The organism is Pseudomonas sp. LBUM1651 (assembly GCF_059716135.1).
In genome coordinates, this window is sequence record NZ_CP166805.1 from 6206872 (window position 1) to 6231996 (window position 25125).

Genomic DNA, 25125 nt, shown 5'->3' on the forward strand with positions numbered 1-25125 from the left:
GTCATTTTTCACCCTCTTGCCACCAAGTCGGCCGTAGCAATGGCTGGCAGGCGAATTCGGCAACGGTAGAATCGATCATGGCGTTCAAGACTGATAGGGCGCGTGCGGGCTGCGCTACCGCCAGCAACAGGCGCACCAACCCAGCATCAGGAATCGTCCGTTTTTTTTCGGTGTAGTGCGGTATCGGCAATGTCGAAAGCTTCAGAAATTCTTCCCATCGTTCCGGATATAGCGATCCGACCAGACCCAAGCGTTGCTGCGAGTCCTCATGCCCATAGTAGTACTCGCTCCATCCATATCGATACTGATGAGCACGTGCTAACCACACGAATGCTTTTTTGGGACCATACAGCTTGCGAGACAGGTTGAACGCCGGGTCAAGTAGCTCGGTCCCGCGAAAAAGTGTGGTAGAGCTTTCTAACATTCTCTCGAGTGCGTTAAGGAGCTCTGCCCCTTTCCCGTTGCTTTCCCAGAGCGAGAACCATTCGATAATCAGTTTGGAGGTTGCTGTGAAATCGCGCGTGGATTCCAGTGCCTTGATGTAGTCGAGTATTTTTGAGGGAGGGAAGTCCTCCGGCGCAGGCATTGAGGGACGCTCGCGAACGGAATTGTCAACAGCGTCATCCTTGTGGCTGGCCCTTATAGGGTCACCGCGCTCGGAACGCTCTGGAATATCCCACAAGCGCACCAACGCATAGACATCATTGTTGCTCTCACGGTGGGTGCGGTTTCGGAGAGCAGTCACTGTTTTTTCGCCCGAGGCATATGCCAATGCGGCAGACACTCCCGGCGCATTTACATCAGCACTTTTAGCGAACGCTGCGAACGTCTGATCGGCGTAGTACCACTCTCCGCGCGAAACCCAATGCTGGTAGTAATGCACATAGATGGATGGTTGAAGTTGCAACAGCGGACCCGCCAAGTCACACGGACTAGCTCCGGAGTCTTCCGTCATCGCATCGATCTGGTTGTAAATGGGAGCAAGCCTTTCTATCGCATGACTTGCAAATACGGGCTCAATAGAGGAAACAGCTTCGATAACGTCCAATAACTGACATAGGCCAGGGTCCTTACGCCACCCAAAGCCTGTCACGTATTGATAGCTGCACTCAAGCAGTTCGCGGGCTAGATCAGGGAGACCATAAGCTGTCGCCCAACTGCAAAGGTCGGCGAGCTCGTTAGCTTTTTCGTTGAAGGGGCCGACTGTGCTTCTAATCTTCTGTGCATGGCTCTGTATCTGCAAGGCCGCCGTTTCCTCGCTCAGCAGGTGGCACTGACGCATCAAGTAAGCTTCGCGAATATGCTCGAGTGCGAACATTTTCGATTGCTGACACTCAGTCCATTCTGCTGTGGAGATGTACTTCATACCGCTTCGAAGCCTACAAAGCAGAAATAGGTCAGCTGTAATCAAGGCCAAGGCTTTTCGAAATGCTCGAAAATCTGCCCAGCTCTCATGATCGTGATTGACCGGCCTATCCCCCGCAACGAACCGGTAAGCGATCGGAACTGGTGGTGTATCTCCTCTTGCCAGAATCTTTGCTGAGGCGTTGGCGGCCGCGACAAGCCTTAGGAATAAAGGCGAAAGCCACTCAGAACTCTTGCTAAGAGTCACCGCTTCGTGGACAGGCGCCCCTTGCAATTGGAGGCTATCGGCAACGACTGCAAAAAAGACCGAATGTAGATGGCTTGCGAGACCTGTCTCATCTCCATCCTCGCTGACAGCAAGGGCATGCAATGGGACGTACCGTGAAGAGGCTTTATTCGCAGACCCGTCGTATAGAAGAGCCCAACAAACAGACAAAGGATGTTTGGTGAACCGTTCGAACCCGTTCCAAGAGTGAAGGCTCGCCTGCGTCCAACCAGCCACTCGGACTGCTTGGGTTTCCAACACTCGTCGAAGTCTTGCAGGCATAGGAAGAGACGCAAACGCCATGATCGGGCCTAAGTCAGCGTAGCCGCTAGCGCTCTCCAGAAATGCTGCAAATAGCTTTTCTCCGTTTCGATGCGCCAGGAAAAGCTTCAACACTTTACCGGGATCGTATCGACCGGTCCCACCAACGACCTCCAGGTAACATTCAATCGCGCGCTCGTACTCTTGGTGTTTTATGGTCCGAGCGTGCAACCGGTCATTGATTTTGTGCCGCATGCGTTCCTGCACTTCACACGCACGCTCGACTTGGCCAAGCGATAGATAAAGCTGAGCTAATTGCTCCAACGATTGCAGGCTGGATTGGTTAGCACGTGAGGCTAAAAGCAGAGCTGGGTAGGGATCGGATGTCAGCTGTAATGCAGACTTGTACAGCAGACTCGCATCGTCCATCTGAAATTCGAGACCATTACTGAGGCGGTGCTTGAGAGCTCGCTTACGAATCGCGAGTTCGTAGTCACCAAACACAAAAGCAACCTCCTCGGCAGCTTCAAGGATCCGAATGATCTGATTGATATCGAAGGCTTGAACAAGTGCATCTAGCATCCACGCCTTGGTCGTACCGGTTAACAGGCCCGTTTGCTCCCCCCGTCTCGACTCGTACAACCATAACCATCCCCAGCGTAGATAGGGCGGAGCCTGGTTGTCTAGCCAGACTTCCACTTTCGGCAGCAAAGACTCCAGTCGGATTTGGTGATCGGGTTGTTGAGAAATGAACACATAGAGGCTGCCGTGAAATGCTCTGATCCCTGCATCCACAGTTGCCAGCAGGTGACCGACTTCGGCTTCCAAATTGACCTTATCAAGACGGAGACACGGCTCGAGCGCTCCAGAAGGCCAGATGAAATTGTCCTCCGCTATGAGATGCAGCGCGTCCTTTGCATCCCAAGAGAGTCGCTGCCAAAGCGACTTGTAATAAGCACGTACATCTCCGTATGGGGCAGGATCATTCTGGCGCACCAGCGTCGCAGAGAGCACTCGATGATCGCGAATCAGCTTCATGAACGTATACGTGAGCACCAATGGGTGCCCTTCGCTCAGCGACTGGAATGCTTCGGCCAATGAGCCCAGTTTTTGTTCAGATGGAGATTCCGCAGGCAGCTGGAATGCAGCAGCGCTGTAATGTGCTTGCAGCCACGCAGTGACAGAGGGTAATTGCATTCTTGGCAGTTCCACCCACTGCTCAGGCTCAACGAACTGGTGCATTCTTGATGGCAACTGCTCTTCACCCACACGCTGAGTGCCCAGTACTATCGTGACCCCACAAGGAGCAGGAAAAAGCTGGGTAAAAAGCTCATTCAGAGGTGAAATTCGCTCGTCATTCTCTCGCCAAACATGATCTAGCCCGTCGACAATCAGTACCAGGCGCTTCCCCTGACCGACACATGCCGCTCCACACTTATTGAGCCAATTTCTTATGTCCTCAGGGCGATTTTGAAGGGGGGCGACCACCTCAGTGAATTCTGACTCCATTTGAGCCATGAGCGATCGAGCAACGCTTTTGAAACTGAATCGATCCGAGGTGTCCTGCAGATCGAGAAAATAGTGGTGCCGGATGGTAGCTACAGCTTGGGATCGCAATTGCTCGCAGACGTAGCTAAGAAAGGTGCTTTTCCCTTGGCCAGGTGACCCCCACAATACCCGTGCGCCCCAGTCGCCATTCAAGGCTTGTTCAATGAATCCCGATGCAAAGTCGGGATCAGGCGGACAGTAGCCTTCTGGAACGCGAAACTCTTGGTCTAGGGGGCGAGGTTGCCTTTCAGAGATCGTGCTGCGTAAAACATCCAGCGTAATTCGACCGTCAGCCGGGGGGGCGTTCTTATAGATGCTCCACTCAATTGCACGACGGTAAAGGGTCAACCACCCTTCATGATTGGTGTGCTTCGCTTCGAGTAGTGATGAAAGCTCCATGGATAGAGATTCATAGCCTACATAGCTATGAGTGAATTCGAACCTCTCGAAGAACTCCTGAGCATTTTTTGCCCCACCAGCATGCAATGCCAATTGTTGACGTAGAGAGTCGTCAATTAGATCCCACCCCACCTTTCCATCGGAAAGCTGAGCAACGAACTCAGCGTCGGGCCTCCGGTTCGTGATCAACTGAGCCCGGGCAAGGCGGCCCGGGCCTACACGGAAGAAGGCACGCGTCCACTTTTCAAGAAGGGATGTGCCACGCTTCCCCTTCCGAGCCGTCAGCCATTCCCATGACAAGGCATAGTCCGGCTCGAACTCACTGACTGTGAACTTGACTTGGATCAGCTCCATCTGACCGTCCGTCCGCTGAATGACAATATCATCAAGCCCGCTAGCATCCTGCTCGTCGTCAGCCTCGAACTTTATCCACTCATAGATAGAGGGGTTGTCCAGCCAATCGCAAAGAGTCTTTATGCCCACCAGAGTCTGATAGACATAACCACTAGCAGGAATAGCGCTGCGTTTGACAGTCCGGTTCATATCGAGTCGCTTTCCTTGCTAATTGGATCGGGGCTATGCGGTCAAAAAGGATCTTCTTCCCTCTTCCTGCCGACCGCCACCTTAAGCTGAGTTTGTCATTTTCAACTATCACACATAGCCCTGACCAGATTTTTGCGTATGCACCTGCGCCATTTGGGTATCGGCAAAGTCACCGTAGAATGCGGCGACATTCAGAGTGTGGCCGTTCATGGAAAAGACACAGTTGCTATTGAGCAAAGCAGGAGTGTTGGTGCAGGAGTCCCAGGCAAAGCAGGCAGCATCGGGCGAAGCCTTCAACCTATTCACTATCACGAAAATCGAGCGAGTCGAGGTCAACACCCACTCAGCGATGCTTGCGGAGATATTGAATCCCCGAGGGCGGCATGGAAAGGGACCGCTCTTCCTTGGGCTATTCCTGTCCCACATGGGGATTGAACACGAGCCTCGCCTAGCGGAGGCTCGCGTGCGCAAGGAGGAGACATTTGCTGCCGTGCAGGGGCGCGTCGACATCGTTATTCATTTACCGAACCGAATAATCCTCATCGAGAACAAGGTCGATGCCGAGGATGGGGATGAACAACTCAAGAGATACGCTTATGTCGGCCAGGCGTCAGGCAAGCAGTGGGATCTGTTGTACCTCACCCTGCTGGGCACCGACGCCGATGAGAGTAGTTGTCGAGGAGTTGCCTATCGGCGTGTGTCGTACCGGGAGCACATCCTGGACTGGCTTGAGAAATGTGTCGCTGCAGCAGCCGATACATCCGCGCTTCAGCACGCGTTGATTCAATACTCGAACATCGTCCGTAAAATCACTGGAACGTCCATGACCCAGAACACCAAGCGCGCGCTGATCCAGTTGATTTCCGCCGGCAACGACTTCAAATCCGCAGACGCTATTGCTGAGGCCCTCCCATTTGCAAAGGGTGCCGCGCTGCAGCGTTTCTTTGACTCCGTAAACCGATCATTGTCGCAGACCTACACGCGTGCACAGCCGCCGGCCGGGTTCCCAGGCTTGGAATTCAATGAGGAGATCTGCTGCGCTTGGTTCAGGATCAAGGGCTTGAGGCCAAAGAACGTTGGAATGTTCCATGACATCGGTGTCGAAGGCGCATTGCTCAGGATCGAGGTCGCAACGGATGCTCTTCACTACGGACTGGTGCCTGTCAGCAGCGGCAAGCTAGGGTGCATTGAGCAACTGAGGGAGTTTGCCCATCCAATTCCTGGGCACCTGATCTATCGGGACTGGAGGGCCTTTAAATGGCTGTCGAGCGTCTACGAGGAAAACGTAGGGCGCAACATGGATCGCCTGTTGGCCACCGACCAGTTGCTTGAGCAGGTTTTTGAAACCATCAAGCAACTGACCAAGGCGCCCTCTGACCAGGTGTAAATGTCACGCCACGGAGTGTGCCGAGTACTCCGGCAACGACGGGGCGCGCTCCCATTCATTCGACGGTCGGCGCCAACAACGAGAAGGCTGGTTGTTGGCGCTGAGGGGGCTGACCCAAACTGCCTGAGTGTTCATGCTGATACGATGTTGGCCCAGGTTGCCGGAATTCGTTGACCCTCCTGGAGGGTCAGCAAACGATGATCTTGCGCGAAAATTCATAAGCTAAGTATGGGGCAGCCGAAGTCAGCAGCTAGGTCAAAATCGTATCAGCGCCAACATGCTGACCTTTATCAGCACTTGGCCGCATGCTCATGATCAGCAAAATTGTAGTGGTCTGCTGAAACCGGACACCCAATTACCGGCAAAAAGTAAGGGACTGCTATTCACTTCTTGAGAAAGGTCACCGCAAATGAATCTCGCACGACTTGCACTACTGGTCGGCGGACACGGGGAACCCGTGAAGGGTTGTGATTTGCCAACCGACGAAGCTGAAGCCTTAGTGCGGGCTAGGTATGCACAGCATTCGTTTTGTCTGGTGCGTGACTGGACGATACTCGATCTGGTAACGACCGTTGAAGAGCTGGAAGCACTTCGTACCCGTGGCTTAGAACCGGTCATGGTCTATGCGCTAAACGTTTTACTAGACAGCCGAGGACGCTTCAATTCCGGCGATTGGGTGCGTAGCTCATTCCAATTGAGCTACAAGGAGACAGGTTTTTTCCTCACCAAAAACACGGTGTATGTCCTGCTCGGAAATGGGATGCGACAGAAGATCACTATTAGAGACCTGGCAAGCCTGAGATAGCGGTCGAAATCTCGAGCGATTCTCCGTCTCGCCTGGTAATCGCTTGCTCCGTCTCGAAAAAATCAGCTCGGCTTCTTGGGCTTGTGCGGCTGAGTTACGAGGTCGAGACGATCGAAGAAGGCTTTGGCTTGTTCGTCCTTGCTGAGCTTCTTCGCCGCCGGCTGCCGAGAAGGCTTTTTCACGACGATCTCGGTACCGTCTTCTAGCTGCTTCTTCGCTGACCGTTCAGCCTCAGTCAATGACGAGTCGAAAACCTTCGCGATCACGCGCTGGTCCCGTTCGGCCTTGGCGAACTCCACGACGTTGGTCTTGTAGGCGGCCGGAAGCTCGAATGGGCATTTCAAATCAAGCCGCAGCTTAGACTGCCGATTCCCCAGCGCCAGAATCTGCAATTCCTCCACCTCGCTCGCATTGCTTGTATACGCAGCGGAGCGGTAGGCCCGACTAAGGTCCCGAAGCTCAACCCAGTGCCGACCGTCGCTTCGACTCTCGATATAGGCCTGCTTCAACAGCTGAACCGAAAGTCGTTTGATACCGAAGGTGCAGCGATAGAGCTCAGCCGCAAAATCCCCTGAACCAGGTCGGATGGCCCCGTCACTGACCCTCACGCACTCATCGACATAATCAGTCCAATCTTTGCTCCCTGGCAGATCCGGAAGCATGACGCGGGGCTGAGACAGTAATCGCTGCTTATCCTCGCTATTGCGACCAAAGAGTTTGTGGACCAGGCTGTAGTTGCATACGTAGACCGCAGGCGGGCCGATGGACGCCAAGGTCAGAAGAATATCGGTGATCTTCGCCACTCCTAAACCAGTGTTAATAAATTGCGTTTCATCCAGCAAAACCAGTGACACTCCGTCTCTGTTGGCCCGCCTGCGGGCCTCCTCTAGAAACTTTTTCTGATATCCACTTAGGGATTTCGCATCAGCAAAAATAAATTCCGAGAGCAAACTCTTACCGCTGATTTTCTCCCTCGCACTTGCATACCAATGCGAAACCAACGTGACCTGGCCTGAAAAATGATCGGAATAAAACTCAGCAGGTGGAGGCATTACTTTGCGCAGTGCTTCCAATGTACAACTTTTACCAACTCCAGCTAAGCCGGTAAGACATATAGGCGTAACATAAACTTCTAGAGGGGTATAGACCTTGGCTCGATTCTCTACCTCGCTCTTAAAGAGACCGCAGAAGTACAGGTGTGCCCGACCGATCATTTCATCAATGAACTGTAGCGAAAACTGATTTGGCAGATAAATGCGTTTCAACGTATCGCCTAGTATTTCAGCACCTATGGCAGGCTGCACATTTGATAACGAGAAAATAGGTTCGGGTCTGACCGTTACAAGTTTTCGGATTTTCTGGGGGTCCAAACTATTGCCGAAGCGACTTGCAATGACGTCGTTCATTTGCCCTTTCCTCGTAATCTGTCATAGTCTGCTGTATCGCGCTTGAAGGCTTCGTTTTTGGGTGGCCTTCCGACCTTCCTTTCTTCCTGATCCCAGTCTTTATCTGTTTGCTGTTTATGCATATCACGGATAAATTGCTTAGCAGCTGGTCGCGCATCCAAGTGCAACGCTAAGCTTTCGAGCCGAAGTCTATTTATTTCTTCCAGATCCCGAAGAGAAATGTCGATATCACCATCAACAGTTCGCTGGGTACGTACCATGTCAAGCTCATAAAGCACGCCTGCCAACTCGACCCAGATATGACGCATGCACATGGTAAGTACATAAACTTGTGTCGGTATAACTCCAGCTTTAGACACGCGATCAAACACGCCGGTAGCGGTCAGGCCAGCTGATCTATACTTTCTACTATATAGATAAACTGCGTCCTGACGAATTGCTCCAGGAAGCACCAATAGGAAATTCCTTACAGCTGTTTCAAACTGCATGCCTATAGATGAGTCTCTGCCTCGACCACTCCAGTAATTCCAGATCCCAAGCGGCGAAGGCACGACCCCTGCTGCATACATCCTTTCCTCCATTCGCCCGCGTGCGTCAGAGGTCAGGTTATCATCCAAGACCTGAAATATTTCCCGCCTAGACATCTCTACGAAATTTAGGCCGCTCTTGACGCATGTTGGCTGATCGAGGGTTTTCTTATCACGGGGATGTGAAGATTCGATTGAAGCCTTGGACTGACCGGAAAAAGTTGGAGTAGTCTCAAAAGTTCCTAGCCAATGGATTTCAGATTCGACTTCCAGGGCGGCTCCAGGTCCGCGGTCAAACACAATCCCGCCAGAGAGTCCCTCGCATGGCCACTGATCGTGAGTGATTTCGACGCCAAACAACTCACAGAATTTGACCTTGTTCAGTGCCATAGAGAAAAGGCACATCCGATATGCGGCTAAGTTCTCTTTGCCTTCGGAGAACCCGATACCGACGATTGCTCCTGATAACGCGCACACCGCGCGTACCACACAGAAGCTTTCAACCGCACTGCCCTCAGTGAGGCCTGTAAGCTTTTCAGAGATGTTGTAACCGTCGAACTCAACACTCTGATTTACATTCAGCAATCTTTCGGCAAAGCTCCCAACATCAGCTAACAGCGCTCGGGTCTTTTGCTTACCTCTAGTCCCTATTGACCGGGTTCTTTCGGTGAATAGTTTCTTGATCCAATCCCGCACCTGTGAAAGTGATGGAAAGGGATCTCCTTGGGGGTGGCGAAACTCGAACGAGTCGCCTTTTTTTGTAGCAATACAGCCAAATTCTTCCGTGAGTATTTTGCGGTATAGCGTTTCCTTCGTCTTGAAGGCAGATCTGTATTTGACATAACCAGATACAATCTTCGCGCGCATCTCCGGATCACATCGATAACCTGAAAACTTACCTTTCCGAGATGGACGTCCCAGTTTTCGTTTGTGACCGGGCGCGTCCCTATTCCAACCTCCTATGCGGTGAAGCCGTGGCATCAGCGCCCATTTGTTCCGGCCAAACGTAATGTATGTGTAGAACCACAAACGCAAACGGGCTGCGTTCTGTTTGGATGATTGCGCTTTGGCATATGCATTGATTATTGCGTCAGGGTTATCACTAGCTAGAATCTCTGGGATACGTGAAACCAGCTCAGCGATAGCAAGAAACCGGCGATTAACCTTTTGGTCATAGGTTTCTTTATCGGACCTACGGCGGTTCTCAAGGTTGGATACATCTATACCTTGGATGGGTTCCAGCCAGGGCGGGTACATATCTATGGACCGCGTCTCCTCGATCAGGCCTACCTCAAGACCCTCTTCAAATTCAAAGGTAGTCAGCGTAACCAGGGAAGTTGTGATCTGTCGACCCTGATAATCAAATTCAACCAACCTTGCTCGGTTATGAACAGCGTCATTCACCAGGAAGTAGTACGTGGTGCCCTTTGAGAGGCTGAGATAGCCCTCAGGTGCAATTAATTGTGCTCCGGTGATCACGAGTCATGCTCCTCGAAGAGAGTGCCGCAAGCCACCAGCAAATCGCCGCCATCGGTCTCCAAGGGATGGTCGATGAGAATCGGCTTTAAGAAGTTGACGACCAGTCGGCGCTCCCAGATGTCCTGGTAGATCCGAGCAATAAACTGACCCGGCGAGCCCCAGCGTCGACCGTATTCCAAAGCCGTGTACGCCACTGGGTTGCCACTGCGAACAGCGATCTGTACATCAGCGCTGAAGTCCTCCAGCAAATCTGCTTGATGGGAGAGGTGCAGGCCATGCATAGGAAACAGCATGTCCAGATTGGCGTGAACCGTCGTACTGATTTGGTCCAGTGAGAGCTGCAGCGTTCTGATCCCGGCGCTGGCGTAATAAGCCCTCTCGAGTTCAGCCCTTCGCTGCGCGTGTTCCTGGTCATTTCGCTGCTGGGCAGGGGTTTTGGCGCTGAACAGGCGACGCTCAAAAAATGCCGCCTTGCGGTCCTTGATGCTCCAATTCACCGCATAAGGCATACCATCCGGCCCCAGCAGGTACAGCAGCAAATCGCCTTGGTAGGGGAACGGGATTCTTTGGCGGCCCCCGCCAGGCATGCTGACGGTGACTTCGTGATGCTTGTGACCTATCTCTTCAGCGATTTCCGTAGTCCCACGGATTGGCGGAGGGAACGTTCCCTTGGTCAGTGGGTGCCCCTTGAGCGGATGAGCTGCACCGTATGGCCACAACATCTTCTGTTCGTGGATATCGAGTAGATCAGGGTGGTACAGAGCGAGCTGAGTGAAAACTCTCTCGGGTGTGGACAGGGCGTGAAGGGTACGGCTTAGCTTTCGGCTATTGAGCCGGGTAGCACGAGACCCTTTGGGCGCTTCCCGCGGGACCGCCAGAGTTGAAGGGATGTAAATGTCACCCCACTGAAACCGTCCCTGACGGCTCATGATGAGGTCGAATTTCTGCTGCTGGTTCATTCAAGCATTCCAATTTTCTTGGCTACTTCTGCCGGGTGCCTGGCTGGGGATAAAAAGCTAGGCACCTAGCAAGCCCTTGCCTGACGGGCAGGCCCCTATCTCCGGCGCTGTGGATAACGCTCGGTTTCTTGTGGATGATCGAAGTCGTGCGGGACTTGACGTCCCACATGCAGGGGATAGACAATGGAATGGTCAGCCCGTTAATCTGACTTATCCACAGGGGCCCAAGGTTGCACTTGGGCTTTTGTCTATCTGACTTCTAGATTTCTACGCTGGCTAGAATTCTGTCACTAGTCTCTCCTGGTCAATTCGGGTATTGTTCTATTAATCAGAACAAGTTGCTCTTAGTTCATTCCGCTTCGGTTAACCCATGATGTTACAGCTGCTAATTAGCTGATGACAATGGAAAAATTGCGTTCGCGTAGCTGATTTTAGAGATCCAAGGCAGCGGTCAGACCGACCTCTCTGAGCCACTCCGATCCGCTAAGCCGCCAATAGGTTTGGCATTAAAATCTCTATAAATATCTTTTTAATTCATTTTTAAAATTAGTAATCAGCCCAATACCACTAGAATTGGATTGAAAATCTCTGCCGGATTACGACGATGCGTGCTCCTAGCGATGGTTCATTGTCGGATTTTGCTCTGCGCTGGCTGGAGGATGAGACCTTCTTCAGCATCTGCAGTCGTCAGCATCGCTACCTTGGGAACATGAATTCGGCGTCGACGCTCACCTGGTTATTCGGATCTTCGAAAGCGGGTACTAATCATGATTTCCCTTTTAATCTCGAAGCATTGAATGATAAAGCCAAGGCCTCATGGGGCGACTCAACTTCTATTATCCTTGAGCATACAATTCTGCCGTTCTTCTTTCCATTCCAGTCCCCGCAGCATGTAGCACAAGCTATAGCTACTCTAAAAAGTCCTTCACTAGGGTCGCTCAAATATCGGCTTGGTTTGCTAACTGGTCGCTTTGGTGCTGAGCATCCATTGAAGGCGTGCAGTGAGTGCATGATTTCAGATCGCGCAGCCAGCGGGGTCGCCTACTGGCATTTGATGCACCAATACCCAGGCGTTGTGCTTTGTCCCAAGCATCACCTGCCTTTGAGAGAATGTTCTAAAAACCGTCAATGGTCTGGTCGTTTCCAGTGGTGTTTGCCCAATGACGATATATTGTCGCCAGTACAACATGATCGACCGGCCGATGTACTGCGAAAGCTCGATTCGCTAACACTAGCAATTCTTCAGCTGGCGAAATTTGGAAACAGGACGTGCTTTAATCCAGACGTCGTTTGCAAAACCTACCGAACCGCCTTGGCCGAGCTCAGCGCAGATAGACCATCGGTCGAGGGCACTGCGGCTTCGTTTGCACGCTACACGGCGTTGCTGCAGGCCCACACGACTTTGACCACTCTGCCGGGAACCACGGGTGGTGCAGCGGCGCTGCTCGGGCAGCTTACCCGCCAACCGCGTGGGTATTGCCATCCTCTGAAGCACTTGATCTTGATCGAGTGGCTATTTGGCTCATTGGATCTCTTCGTTGAAGCCTATAATCGATTGTCGATAGCGGAGTTGCTTAGCAACAATCTCCAGAATAAACCTGATGTCGAACAGCCAACTGGTCATATTCAAAGTCACCATTCCACCAGCGGAAAGACCATTATCCGTCGACCCAAAACCCTCAAAGAACCCGTGCGCTTATCAATTCTAGAAAGATTGTCGAATGGCGAAGATAAACAGGCAGTCTGCACATCCTTCAAAGTTACGATATCAACAATAAATAAGTTACTGCGTTCCGAACCGCATATTCGAGAGCTGTGGATGGCTCAGAGGAAATCGTCTAATACGAATGCTTACAGACAGGCATGGCTATCGGCGATGGAATCTTATCCTGACTTTGGTGTTAAACGAGTGCGCTCGTATATTCCTCACGTATATATCTGGCTCTATCGCAATGACCAGCTATGGCTAAACTCACAGATAGAGCAACTTCCCAGCGACCGGCGAGGAAATCATTCGAACATAGATTGGTTGAAACGGGACGCTGAATTATTCGAATCCATTCAGACTGCTACAAACTCTAAATCGAGCAAGAGTGCTGGTGTTAGCAGGGAAGCTTTATATTTTCGCTTTCCTGACCTTTCAAAATGTCTCGAACAGGATAAGCACTACCCGCGGACGAAAACACTAGTGCGCCAGCTTATAGGTAGACTCAAGAGCGGCCGGAGATGAATTGCAAGAAATCATCCTGTACTCACCCACTAATCACGAACAGCGAGATGCCTCTGGAGCCGGCTCCAGCGTTGGCTAGCACTCACCTTTCGCCAAGGTGTTTGAGTTGATCGATACGCTTGTAGGTCTCATAGAGCGAAATCAGGTCTCCTTGTACCATGACGTCCAAAGGCGAACGACCGTCGAAGAACGCGTTGCCGTTTGGAATCCCTGGAAAGTTCGTAACATTCGCCTGGTTGGCAAAAACCGTCCGCAGCGTGGCGTGGATGCGCAGGATAAGCCCGATTCGCTGCTGGTCGACGTCCAAACTGAGGGCGGTGCGTGTTTCCTCTTCGGCGCGGCGGAGGGTAGAACGAGAAATTCGCAGGATCTTACAGGCGTGCCCAGGCGACGCCTGCCAGCCGCGGATTATCCGAAGAACAGTCTTGAGTCCTACCGTAGCCTGCTCTTGGGTTAGCTACTGCACGCTCATCACACTCTCCAATTAAGGTTTGTGGTTAAGTCTATCTCTGGCTCTCTGAGCTGTCAGAGGCAGCTCATGCCCGTCGACCCCACCATCGGAATTCCGGGGAGTGGTGCGACTGTGATCGGCTTCAGGTCATTCAGCCTACCTGTAGGGTGCGGGAGGTTGCAGCACGGGTAGATTTTTGGGCGCCGGCAGTAGTAACCGTCAGCGCTAGTGTGCTCGCCCGAGTGCGGACTGGGATTTGGACAGGACCAATATCCCACGCCGTGCTCATAGTTTTCATCGACAAAATGGGCTGACTCGCTGCCGCCTGATTGGTAGGTGCACCACAGTGAGTCGGCAGCCCGACCGCTCTGCGCCAACGATCTGAGGTCCGCTGTAAAGTCATCACAGCTCTCATACACCCCCACCACCGCATCGCAAATCCGAGCATTCACGTTGGCCATAATTTGGTCCCTGCCACCGGTCCGCATGACCTCCAGCGCGTTGCGTAACATCCCCAACTCGTCGTGCAGGGACTCCATTTTTGCAGCTGCTGCACCTTGCAAATCTGGGATGAGTGCAGCGGATTTTTCCCAAGCTGCGTCGGCCGCATGCACATTGGAAATGTGACGGGTTGAGGTGCAAAGCTGGTGGTAGATCTTTGCGCGACGAAATGCCGTGGGATCTTCATTGGGTACCGTAGGTGCGTCAGCGAGGTGCCGGCCGCGGCACTTCCTCCACATGACATCGAGGTCATGCCCCAGGCGGTTGAAAGGCTTATCACAGAATGGGCACTGATGATGGAGGACTGCGTTGTGCTTGAAGCATACGGTCGCATAGGGGGCGACGTACCGCCGCCAGTAGGAGAAGCCGCGAACCTTCAGGTCCTCACGGACACATTCTGGACAGAACGAGGCATCCCACACGCTGAAGCGTTCACCTTCAGAAATGTACTGCTTTCCTGAGTAGGCGTGGTCCCAATGTCCTTTGAAGACGTGAGTCGACGCCATCATGGTGTGGCTGTGAACTAACCGATTGAAGCCGTAGCATCCTGGCCAACCCATGGCCTCCGCGAGCCTTTTCACATCAATGGTTTTCAGCACGTGACGAGTAGCAAGCTGCTGGAAGGTGGGGGGAACGTTGATGTGCCAGCTGAGAAGAAGGTTACGCCGCACGTATGACGCGAGCGATTCATCGGGCTGTATTTGCAATGGCATTGAGGAGCGCCGAAGCAAGTTGCGTGAGAGGCAACGGTGAGGAAGGAAGACCGTCTCGAGAGAGGAAGCCAGGCGCGGCTCCCTCCCTCTGCGACAGTCTTTAATCTTTAGCGACAGTTTTTAATCTTCAAGATCACCCTTGTTTCAGCTGTGGATAACTTATTCCACCGTCACCGACTTCGCCAGGTTACGCGGCTGGTCAACGTCCGTGCCTTTCAACACTGCGACGTAGTACGAGAGCAACTGCAGCGGGATGGTGTAGAGGATCGGCGACAGAATGTCGTGGATGTGCGGCATGTGCACAACATGGGTGCCTTCGCCGTTGGTCATGCCGGCCTGCTCGTCGGCGAAGACGATCAGTTGGCCGCCACGGGCGCGGACTTCCTGGAGGTTGGACTTCAACTTCTCCAGCAGTTCGTTGTTCGGCGCCACGGTCACCACAGGCATGTCGTTATCCACAAGCGCCAACGGGCCGTGTTTCAGCTCGCCGGCGGGATAGGCTTCGGCGTGGATGTAGGAGATTTCCTTGAGTTTCAAGGCACCTTCCATCGCTACCGGGAACTGCGCGCCACGACCGAGGAACAGCGTGTGATGCTTCTCGGCGAACAGCTCGGCGATTTTTTCCACGGTGCTGTTCATCGCCAGAGCTTCGCCAAGACGCGTTGGCAGGCGACGCAGTTCTTCGACCAGAGTGGCTTCGACACCTTTGGCCAATGTGCCGCGAACCTGACCCAGGGACAGGGTCAACAACAGCAGGCCGACCAGCTGAGTGGTAAACGCTTTGGTCGATGCCACGCCGATTTCGCGACCGGCATGCGTCAGCAGTGTCAGGTCGGATTCACGCACCAACGAGCTGATGCCGACGTTGCAGATGGCCAGGCTGGCGAGGAAGCCCAGCTCCTTGGCGTTGCGCAGCGCAGCCAGCGTGTCGGCGGTTTCGCCGGACTGGGAAATGGTCACGAACAGGGTGTCGGGCTGCACCACCACTTTGCGGTAGCGGAATTCGCTGGCGACTTCGACCTGACAAGGAATACCGGCCAGCTCTTCGAGCCAGTAACGGGCAACCATGCCAGCGTGATAGCTGGTGCCGCAAGCGACGATCTGCACGTTACGCACTTTGGCGAACAGCTCGGCGGCCTGTGGACCGAACGCCTGCACCAGCACGCCGTTCGGGCTCAGGCGACCTTCGAGGGTGCGCTGTACAACAGCCGGTTGTTCGTGGATTTCCTTGAGCATGAAGTGGCGGAATTCGCCCTTGTCAGCCGCTTCGGCGCCGTCGCGGTACTGCACCGTTTCACGTACGACTTCTTTGCCACTGACGTCCCAGATCTGCACGCTGTCGCGACGAATTTCGGCGATATCGCCTTCTTCCAGGTACATGAAGCGGTCAGTGACCTGACGCAGGGCCAACTGGTCGGAGGCGAGGAAGTTTTCCCCCAGACCCAGACCGATCACCAACGGGCTGCCACTGCGGGCAGCGACCAGGCGATCCGGTTGATCGCCGCTGATCACGGCCAGACCGTAAGCACCGTGCAGCTCTTTAACGGTGGCCTTGAGCGCCACGGTCAGATCCTTCAGATCCTTGAGTTTGTGGTTCAGCAGGTGGGCGATGACTTCGGTGTCGGTGTCCGAGGTGAACACGTAACCCAGCGCCTTGAGTTGTTCGCGCAGGGCTTCGTGGTTTTCGATGATGCCGTTGTGCACCACCGCCAGGTCACCGGAGAAATGCGGGTGCGCATTACGCTCGCACGGCGCACCGTGTGTGGCCCAGCGAGTGTGGGCGATACCGAGGCGACCGATCAGCGGCTCGGCTTCGAGTGCCAGTTCCAGCTCACTGACTTTGCCTGGGCGACGCATGCGCTCGAGCTTTGCGTCATTGGTGAAGACCGCCACACCGGCGCTGTCATAGCCACGGTATTCCAGGCGTTTGAGGCCTTCGAGCAGGATGGCGGTGATGTTACGTTCTGCGACTGCGCCGACAATTCCACACATGCTATTTCTCCTGACTGACAGCCGCGCATATCAAAGTGATGCCGCGGGCCTGAATCTGATCCCGTGCCTCAAGCGGCAGGCGATCATCGGTAATAAGGGTATGGACACTGCTCCAGGGCAGTTCCAGGTTGGGAATCTTGCGGCCGATCTTGTCGGCCTCCACCATCACGATCACTTCACGGGCGACATCGGCCATGACCCGGCTCAGTCCCAGCAATTCATTGAAGGTGGTGGTACCGCGCACCAGGTCGATGCCATCGGCACCGATGAACAACTGGTCGAAATCGTATGAGCGCAGAACCTGCTCGGCGACTTGCCCCTGAAAGGATTCGGAATGCGGATCCCAGGTGCCGCCCGTCATCAACAGCACTGGTTCGTGTTCGAGTTCGCTCAGGGCGTTGGCGACGTGTAGCGAATTGGTCATCACCACCAGGCCTGGTTGCTGACCCAGTTCGGGGATCATCGCAGCGGTGGTGCTGCCGCTGTCGATGATGATCCGTGCATGCTCGCGAATCCGCGAGACAGCAGCACGGGCGATCGCCTGCTTGTATTTGGAAACCGGCTGACCGATGTCGGCCACCAATTCCTGAGGCATGGTGACGGCACCGCCGTAACGGCGCAGCAACAAGCCATTGCTTTCGAGCGCCGCCAGATCCTTGCGAATCGTAACTTCCGAGGTTTCGAAGCGCTTGGCCAACTCATCCACACTGACTTCGCCCTGCTCATTGAGCAAGGCGAGGATATTGTGGCGGCGTTGTGGAGTATTGCGTTTCGACATGACTTGGTAAGTTTCGATTCGAAAGATAACGGAAGCAATCAAAACCTATCGACGAAACTTCGTCAAGCGGGAGGCGACAAAAAGATCTGTGGATAACCTGTAGGAGCGAGCTTGCTCGCGATGAATTTGAAGGCGGCGTTCTTTCAAGACAGCACGCGTTATCGTTCACGTCCCTCGCGAGCAAGCTCGCTCCTACAGTAATTGTGGATAACTTAAGTCTTTTTGATCTTCTCCGGCCGCTTCCAGCCGTCGATGTTCTTCTGACGTGCACGGCCGACCGCCAACTGCGCGTTATCCACATTCTGCGTAATGGTCGATCCGGCAGCGGTGGTTGCACCGCTAGAGATATCCACAGGCGCCACCAACGAGTTGTTGGAACCGATGAACACATCTTCACCCAACACGGTTTTCCACTTGTTGACGCCATCATAGTTGCAGGTGATGGTGCCCGCGCCGATGTTGGTGCGGGCGCCGATTTCGGCATCGCCCAGGTAGGACAGGTGACCGGCCTTGGCGCCTTCGCCCATATGCGCGTTTTTCAGCTCGACAAAGTTACCCACATGGGCGCGAGCCTCCAGCACTGTGCCGGGACGCAGACGGGCGAACGGTCCGGCATCGCTGCCTTCACCGAGAATTGCGCCTTCGATATGACTGTTGGCCTTGATCACCACGCCTTTACGCAGGGTGCTGTCCTTGATCACGCAGTTCGGGCCGATCACCACGTCGTCTTCGATGACGACTTTTCCTTCGAGGATCACGTTGATGTCGATCAGCACATCGCGGCCGACGGTGACTTCACCGCGCACGTCGAAACGCGCCGGGTCACGCAGGGTCACGCCTTGGGCCATCAAACGACGACCCGCGCGCAATTGATAGTGACGCTCGAGTTCGGCGAGCTGCTTGCGATCATTGGCGCCCTGCACTTCCATGGCGTCGTGAGGCTGCTCGGTCGCCACCACCAAACCATCGCTGACCGCCATGGCAATCACGTCGGTCAGGTAGTACTCGCCCTGGGCGTTGTTGTTGGAAAGACGACTCATCCAGCCGCCCAACTGCGCGAACGGCAGCGCCAGGATGCCGGTATTGCCTTCAGTGATCGCGCGCTCGGCTTCGCTGGCATCTTTCTGCTCGACGATCGCCGTGACCTTGCCGGCAGCATCGCGGACGATGCGGCCATAGCCGGTCGGGTCGTCCAGCTCGACGGTCAGCAAGCCCAATTGCTGCGGTGCAACGTGCTTGAGCAGGCGCTGAAGGGTTTCGACTTCGATCAACGGCACGTCGCCGTAGAGAATCAAAACGGTGTCGGACGCAATGAATGGCACGGCTTGAGCTACCGCATGGCCAGTACCCAGCTGTTTGTCCTGCAGGACAAAATTCAGATCATCCGCCGCCAGACGCTCACGAACAGCATCGGCACCGTGGCCAATCACCACGTGGATGCGCTGTGGATCAAGTTGTCGCGCGCTGTGGATAACATGGCCAAGCATCGAATTGCCGGCAATCGGGTGCAGCACTTTCGGCAACGCCGAACGCATGCGAGTGCCCTGACCAGCAGCGAGGATAACGATTTCAAGAGACATGACTGGCTACCAATCCTGGGTGGTCAGCGGCTGCGACCAGGTTGTGAAAATCGGAAAAGAAAAAAGGGTAGCCGAGGCTACCCTTTTTAATCAATCGCGCAACAAGTGATGGCCTGTTAGTGGCCGAACTTCTTGCGGATCTGCTGGACGGTGCGCAGCTGAGCTGCAGCCTCGGCCAGACGTGCGGCAGCAGAACCGTAATCGAATTCCGCGCCCCGCTCATGCAAGGCCTTCTCGGCAGCCTTAACGGCTTCCTGAGCGGAGGCTTCGTCCAGGTCGGCAGCACGTTGCACGGTGTCGGCAAGAACCTTGACCATGTTCGGCTGAACCTCGAGGAAACCACCGGAGATGTAATACACCTCCTCTTCCCCGCCCTGCTTGACCAGGCGGATCGGGCCAGGCTTGAGATTAGTGATCAGCGGCGCGTGGCCCAGGGCGATACCAAGATCACCCAGTGCACCGTGCGCAATCACCATCTCGACCAGGCCGGAAAAGATTTCTCCTTCCGCGCTGACGATATCGCAATGGACTGTCATAGCCATCTGATTGCCTCAACCTAAATTAGCGCCCGTTGCCGGGCGCCGGGATTACAGTTTCTTGGCTTTCTCGATCGCTTCTTCGATGCCGCCGACCATGTAGAACGCTTGTTCTGGCAGGTGGTCGTAGTCACCGTTGAGGATGCCTTTGAAGCCAGCAATGGTGTCTTTCAGGGAAACGTATTTACCCGAAGCACCGGTGAAGACTTCAGCCACGAAGAACGGCTGCGACAAGAAACGCTGGATCTTACGAGCACGGTTTACCAACTGCTTGTCGGCTTCCGACAGCTCGTCCATACCCAGGATCGCAATGATGTCCTTCAGTTCTTTGTAACGCTGCAGAACATACTGTACACCGCGAGCGGTGTCGTAGTGGTCCTGGCCGATCACGTTCGGGTCCAGCTGACGCGAAGTCGAGTCGAGTGGATCGACCGCCGGGTAGATACCCAGGGAAGCGATGTCACGGGACAGAACGACGGTGGCGTCCAAGTGGGCGAAGGTGGTCGCTGGCGACGGGTCAGTCAAGTCATCCGCAGGTACGTATACCGCTTGGATCGAGGTGATCGAACCGTTTTTGGTCGAAGTGATACGCTCTTGCAGAGTACCCATCTCTTCGGCAAGGGTCGGCTGGTAACCTACTGCGGAAGGCATACGGCCCAGCAGTGCGGATACTTCAGTACCGGCCAGGGTGTAACGATAGATGTTGTCGACGAACAGCAGAACGTCGTTACCTTCGTCACGGAACTTCTCGGCCATGGTCAGGCCGGTCAGTGCTACGCGCAGACGGTTACCCGGCGGCTCGTTCATCTGACCGTAAACCAGTGCCACTTTGTCCAGAACGTTGGAATCCTTCATCTCGTGGTAGAAGTCGTTACCCTCACGAGTACGCTCACCCACACCGGCGAACACGGAATAACCGCTGTGCTCGATGGCGATGTTACGGATCAGTTCCATCATGTTTACGGTTTTGCCTACACCGGCACCACCGAACAGACCCACTTTACCGCCCTTGGCGAACGGGCAAACCAGGTCGATAACCTTGATGCCGGTTTCCAGCAGGTCGTTGCCGCCCGCTTGTTCAGCGAAGGTTGGCGCAGGACGGTGAATGCCCCAGCGCTCTTCGGTGTCGATCGGACCAGCTTCGTCGATCGGGTTGCCCAGTACGTCCATGATCCGGCCCAGAGTCGCTTTACCGACCGGTACGGAGATGGCAGCGCCAGAGTCGGTGACTTCCAGACCGCGCTTCAAGCCCTCGGTGGAACCCATCGCAATGGTACGAACCACGCCGTCGCCCAGCTGCTGCTGAACTTCCAGGGTGGTTTCGGCCGCGCTCACTACTTTCAGCGCGTTGTAGATGCTCGGTACGCTGTCGCGTGGAAATTCCACGTCGATAACGGCGCCGATGATTTGAACGATACGTCCGCTACTCATAGCTGGATCCTCTGAATATTTGAACCGTTAAACCGCGGCAGCGCCGCCGACGATTTCCGAGATCTCTTGGGTGATCGCAGCCTGACGCGCCTTGTTGTAGACCAGCTGCAAATCGCTGATCAAATCACCGGCGTTGTCGGTAGCGTTCTTCATCGCGATCATCCGCGCAGCTTGTTCAGCCGCGTTGTTCTCGACCACCGCCTGGTAGACCTGCGACTCCACGTAACGGACCATCAAGCCGTCAAGCAGCTCTTTGGCGTCCGGTTCGTACAGATAATCCCAGTGGTGCTTGAGTTCTTGATCCGGGGTTGCCACCAGTGGAATCAACTGCTCCACGGTAGGCGATTGCGTCATGGTGTTGATGAACTTGTTGGACACCACGGACAGGCGATCAATACGGCCGTCCAGGTAGGCATCCAGCATCACCTTGACGCTGCCGATCAGGTCATTGATCGACGGCTCTTCACCCAGGTGGCTGATAGCTGCTACGACGTTACCGCCGAAGTTGCGGAAGAAAGCCGCACCCTTGCTACCAACAACACACAGATCAATCTCGACGCCGTTTTCGCGGTTTACCGCCATGTCCTTGACCAGAGCCTTGAACAGGTTGGTGTTCAAGCCACCACACAGACCACGGTCACTGCTCACCACGACATAACCGACGCGCTTTACTTCACGGTCGAGCATGAACGGGTGGCGATATTCCGGGTTGGCGTTGGCCAGATGGCCAATAACCTGGCGGATGCGCTCCGCGTAAGGACGGCTAGCAGCCATGCGCATTTGTGCCTTGCGCATTTTACTGACCGCCACTTTTTCCATGGCGCTGGTAATCTTTTGCGTGCTTTTGATGCTCGCAATCTTACTGCGAATCTCTTTTGCGCCTGCCATGTAACACCTATCAGGTTAGCAAGCGGGAGCCTTGCGGCCCCCGCTGCGGCTTACCAGGTTTGGGTGGCCTTGAACTTCTCGATACCGGCTTTCATGCCAGCGTCGATTTCGTCATTGAAGTCACCCTTCACGTTGATCTTCGCCATCAAATCGGCGTGATCGCGGTTGAAGAAAGCAATCAGCGCTTGTTCGAAGCTGCCGATCTTGGCGATTTCAACGTCAGTCAGGAACCCACGCTCAGCGGCATACAGCGACAGCGCCATGTCAGCGATCGACATCGGTGCGTATTGCTTCTGCTTCATCAGCTCGGTAACGCGCTGACCATGCTCAAGTTGCTTACGGGTCGCTTCGTCCAGGTCAGAAGCGAACTGGGCGAATGCCGCCAGTTCACGGTACTGAGCCAGAGCGGTACGGATACCACCGGAGAGCTTCTTGATGATCTTGGTCTGAGCGGCACCACCCACACGGGATACCGAAACACCGGCGTTCACAGCAGGACGGATCCCGGAGTTGAACATGGCCGATTCCAGGAAGATCTGACCGTCGGTGATGGAAATCACGTTGGTCGGAACGAACGCGGAAACGTCGCCAGCCTGGGTTTCGATGATCGGCAGTGCGGTCAGGGAACCGGTTTTGCCGGTCACTGCGCCGTTGGTGAACTTCTCTACGTATTCTTCCGAAACGCGGGATGCGCGCTCCAGCAGACGGGAGTGGAGATAGAACACGTCGCCTGGGTAAGCTTCACGGCCTGGTGGACGGCGCAGCAGCAGGGAAATCTGGCGGTAAGCCACTGCTTGCTTGGACAGATCGTCATAAACGATCAGCGCGTCTTCACCGCGGTCGCGGAAGAATTCTCCCATGGTGCAACCGGAGTACGGTGCCAGGAATTGCAGTGCTGCAGATTCCGAAGCGCTCGCTGCCACGACGATGGTGTTAGCCAGTGCGCCGTTTTCTTCCAGCTTGCGAACCACGTTGGCGATGGTCGATTGTTTCTGACCGATTGCAACGTAGACGCAGAAAATGCCGCTGTTTTTCTGGTTGATGATCGCGTCGATCGCCAGAGCGGTTTTACCGATCTGACGGTCACCGATGATCAGCTCACGCTGGCCACGGCCGACAGGGATCATGGCATCGACAGCCTTGTAGCCAGTCTGTACAGGCTGGTCTACCGACTTACGCCAGATCACGCCTGGAGCAACTTTCTCGACCGCATCGGTCTCGGTGTTGTTCAGCGGACCTTTGCCGTCAACAGGGTTACCCAGTGCGTCGACTACGCGACCCAGCAGTTCCTTACCAACCGGAACTTCGAGGATGCGGCCGGTGCACTTGGCGCTCATGCCTTCAGCCAGAGACTGGTAGGAGCCCAAAACTACGGCACCTACGGAGTCTTGCTCCAGGTTGAGAGCCATACCGAAGACGCCGCCCGGAAACTCGATCATCTCGCCGTACATAACGTCGGCCAGACCGTGAATCCGCACGATACCGTCAGATACGCTGACGACAGTGCCTTCGTTACGGGCTTGGGAGGTCACATCGAGCTTGTCGATGCGGCCCTTGATAATTTCACTTATTTCGGAAGGATTGAGTTGCTGCATTGCTCTGCTGCCCCTTCAAACTCAAGATTTCAATGCTTCGGCAAGATTCGCGAGTTTGCCGCGAACCGAGCCATCGATAACCAGGTCGCCGGCGCGGATGACAATGCCCCCAATAAGGGATTTGTCTTCCTCGACTTGCAGGCGCACTTCCCGGTTGAGTCGTGCACTGAGAACCTTGGCGAGTTTGTCTTGCTGTTCTTGGTTCAATGCAAAAGCACTGGTCACTTCAACGTCTACCGACTTCTCTTGTTCGGCCTTGTACAGGTCAAACAGAGCGGATATCTCCGGCAAAAGCGGGAGACGGTCGTTTTCGGCAACGACGTTGATGAAGTTCTGTGCCTTGGCATCAAACTTGTCGCCGCACACGTCAATAAACGTGGCGGCCTTGTCTGCGCTCGTCAGTCGCGGGGCCTTGAGCACGCGCTGCATGGTGTCGTCTTTCGACACTGCTGCAGCCAGGCCGAGCATGGCTGACCAAGAGGCCAGTTGCTGGTGGGCCTGGGCGTGCTCGAAGGCTGCCTTAGCGTAAGGTCGGGCCAACGTGGTCAATTCTGCCATGATCGCCCTCGCTTAAATTTCAGCAGCCAGTTTGTTTACCAGCTCCGCGTGCGCGTTTTGATCGATTGTGGCACCCAGGATCTTCTCGGCGCCGCCGACGGCCAGTGCACCCAGTTGGGCACGCAGCGCGTCTTTGACACTGTTCAGTTCCTGCTCGATCTCGGCCTGAGCCTGAACCTTCACACGGTCAGCGTCGATACGGGCTTTTTCAACAGCCTCTTCAACGATCTGGTTACCGCGTTTCTTGGCTTGCTCAATGATTTCAGCTGCCTGAGCCTTAGCTTCGCGCAGTTGTTGACCCGCTTTATCTTGGGCCAACTCCAGGTCGCGAGCTGCTCGGGCGGCAGCGTCCAGTCCATCCGCGATCTTCTTCTGACGTTCGTGCAAAGCCGCGATGACCGGAGGCCACACGAACTTCATGCAAAACAGTACAAAAATGAAGAACGCAACGGACTGGCCAATCAGGGTTGCATTAATGTTCACGCCAACACCTCGCTCGTTCGTTGCACATCAAACCAATCACTCGAAGGTTCGAGTGATTAGCCAGCGAGTTGACCAACGAATGGGTTCGCGAAGGTGAAGAACAGAGCGATACCGACACCGATCATGGTTACGGCGTCGAGCAGACCGGCAACGATGAACATTTTGACTTGCAGCATTGGAACCATTTCTGGCTGACGCGCTGCGCCTTCCAGGAACTTGCCGCCCAACAGGCCGAAACCAATTGCGGTACCCAGTGCGCCCAGGCCGATCAACAGTGCAACAGCGATAGCGGTTAGACCAACTACAGTTTCCATCTTTCCTCCCGACTTTTACGTCGTATGGTTTAGGTTTTTTAGATTTTAAAGCGGGTAAAACAAATCGTTTCATAGCCCTGTTCGGGCACCCACCCGTTTGACCGGGTGGGACATCAGACTAGTCGAGACTG

The 25125-nt window shown here is 54.6% G+C and carries 19 protein-coding genes and 1 pseudogene; 3 read left to right on the top strand and 17 right to left on the bottom strand.

All coding sequences use genetic code 11. The features are described from left to right. Position 1 precedes the first annotated feature (1 nt). Entirely contained in the window at positions 2-4381 is a 4380-nt protein-coding gene (locus ACA066_RS29085; protein ID WP_497697603.1) for an ATP-binding protein, read from the bottom strand. A 208-nt stretch (positions 4382-4589) separates the two neighbouring features. On the opposite strand from ACA066_RS29085, the gene ACA066_RS29090 reads away from it, so the two are divergent. Beyond that, entirely contained in the window at positions 4590-5768 is a 1179-nt protein-coding gene (locus tag ACA066_RS29090; protein ID WP_497697604.1) for a PDDEXK-like family protein, read from the top strand. 409 nt (positions 5769-6177) lie between these two features. Beyond that, on the top strand, positions 6178-6573 hold the full coding sequence (locus ACA066_RS29095) for a DUF6957 family protein (protein ID WP_497697605.1): 396 nt from the start codon (positions 6178-6180) through the stop codon (positions 6571-6573). Between the two features lie 62 nt (positions 6574-6635). On the opposite strand, the gene ACA066_RS29100 is transcribed toward ACA066_RS29095, so the two are convergent. From ACA066_RS29100 to ACA066_RS29110, 3 genes are read right to left on the bottom strand one after another with little or no spacing between them, the layout of a single operon-like run. Then, positions 6636-7979, bottom strand: a complete 1344-nt coding sequence (locus ACA066_RS29100) for an AAA family ATPase (RefSeq protein WP_497697606.1) — start codon at positions 7977-7979, stop codon at positions 6636-6638. Continuing rightward, a complete protein-coding gene (locus tag ACA066_RS29105) occupies positions 7976-9985 on the bottom strand; it encodes a TnsB C-terminal domain-containing protein (RefSeq protein WP_497697607.1) in 2010 nt (669 codons plus the stop codon). Before ACA066_RS29105 ends, ACA066_RS29100 begins: the two co-directional genes overlap by 4 nt. Next, positions 9982-10944 (bottom strand): PDDEXK family nuclease, encoded by a 963-nt coding sequence (locus tag ACA066_RS29110; RefSeq protein WP_497697608.1) that lies wholly within the window; start codon positions 10942-10944, stop codon positions 9982-9984. Before ACA066_RS29110 ends, ACA066_RS29105 begins: the two co-directional genes overlap by 4 nt. Before the next feature lie 604 nt (positions 10945-11548). On the opposite strand from ACA066_RS29110, the gene ACA066_RS29115 reads away from it, so the two are divergent. Beyond that, positions 11549-13174, top strand: a complete 1626-nt coding sequence (locus tag ACA066_RS29115; protein WP_497697609.1) for a TnsD family Tn7-like transposition protein — start codon at positions 11549-11551, stop codon at positions 13172-13174. An 82-nt stretch (positions 13175-13256) separates the two neighbouring features. On the opposite strand, the gene ACA066_RS29120 is transcribed toward ACA066_RS29115, so the two are convergent. From ACA066_RS29120 to atpE, 13 genes and pseudogenes are all read right to left on the bottom strand, one after another. Next, on the bottom strand, positions 13257-13481 hold the full coding sequence (locus ACA066_RS29120; protein WP_497697610.1) for a hypothetical protein: 225 nt from the start codon (positions 13479-13481) through the stop codon (positions 13257-13259). A gap of 9 nt (positions 13482-13490) precedes the next feature. Beyond that, positions 13491-13613: pseudogene (locus ACA066_RS29125) on the bottom strand (antitoxin Xre-like helix-turn-helix domain-containing protein); the annotation flags it as partial. A gap of 86 nt (positions 13614-13699) precedes the next feature. After that, positions 13700-14839 (bottom strand): TniQ family protein, encoded by a 1140-nt coding sequence (locus tag ACA066_RS29130; RefSeq protein ID WP_497697611.1) that lies wholly within the window; start codon positions 14837-14839, stop codon positions 13700-13702. A gap of 159 nt (positions 14840-14998) precedes the next feature. Then, positions 14999-16831 carry a glutamine--fructose-6-phosphate transaminase (isomerizing) gene (glmS, locus tag ACA066_RS29135; protein ID WP_497697612.1) on the bottom strand — a complete coding sequence of 611 codons (1833 nt, stop codon included), beginning with the start codon at positions 16829-16831 and terminating at the stop codon, positions 14999-15001. Between the two features lies 1 nt (position 16832). Further along, a complete protein-coding gene (locus ACA066_RS29140) occupies positions 16833-17609 on the bottom strand; it encodes a DeoR/GlpR family DNA-binding transcription regulator (RefSeq protein ID WP_497697613.1) in 777 nt (258 codons plus the stop codon). A 212-nt stretch (positions 17610-17821) separates the two neighbouring features. Further along, on the bottom strand, positions 17822-19189 hold the full coding sequence (gene glmU, locus ACA066_RS29145) for a bifunctional UDP-N-acetylglucosamine diphosphorylase/glucosamine-1-phosphate N-acetyltransferase GlmU (protein ID WP_497697614.1): 1368 nt from the start codon (positions 19187-19189) through the stop codon (positions 17822-17824). A gap of 116 nt (positions 19190-19305) precedes the next feature. Further along, complete coding sequence (locus ACA066_RS29150; protein ID WP_007969909.1) at positions 19306-19731, bottom strand: F0F1 ATP synthase subunit epsilon; 426 nt, start codon at positions 19729-19731, stop codon at positions 19306-19308. 45 nt (positions 19732-19776) lie between these two features. Further along, positions 19777-21156 (bottom strand): F0F1 ATP synthase subunit beta, encoded by a 1380-nt coding sequence (gene atpD, locus ACA066_RS29155; RefSeq protein WP_008155715.1) that lies wholly within the window; start codon positions 21154-21156, stop codon positions 19777-19779. A gap of 27 nt (positions 21157-21183) precedes the next feature. Then, positions 21184-22044 carry a F0F1 ATP synthase subunit gamma gene (gene atpG, locus ACA066_RS29160; RefSeq protein ID WP_219094712.1) on the bottom strand — a complete coding sequence of 287 codons (861 nt, stop codon included), beginning with the start codon at positions 22042-22044 and terminating at the stop codon, positions 21184-21186. Between the two features lie 50 nt (positions 22045-22094). Continuing rightward, on the bottom strand, positions 22095-23639 hold the full coding sequence (gene atpA, locus ACA066_RS29165; protein ID WP_008155713.1) for a F0F1 ATP synthase subunit alpha: 1545 nt from the start codon (positions 23637-23639) through the stop codon (positions 22095-22097). A 21-nt stretch (positions 23640-23660) separates the two neighbouring features. Then, entirely contained in the window at positions 23661-24197 is a 537-nt protein-coding gene (locus ACA066_RS29170; RefSeq protein ID WP_497697615.1) for a F0F1 ATP synthase subunit delta, read from the bottom strand. Positions 24198-24209: 12 nt separating this feature from the next. After that, on the bottom strand, positions 24210-24680 hold the full coding sequence (locus ACA066_RS29175) for a F0F1 ATP synthase subunit B (protein ID WP_008027535.1): 471 nt from the start codon (positions 24678-24680) through the stop codon (positions 24210-24212). A 56-nt stretch (positions 24681-24736) separates the two neighbouring features. Continuing rightward, complete coding sequence (gene atpE / locus ACA066_RS29180) at positions 24737-24994, bottom strand: F0F1 ATP synthase subunit C (RefSeq protein ID WP_002555987.1); 258 nt, start codon at positions 24992-24994, stop codon at positions 24737-24739. Between the last annotated feature and the right edge of the window lie 131 nt (positions 24995-25125).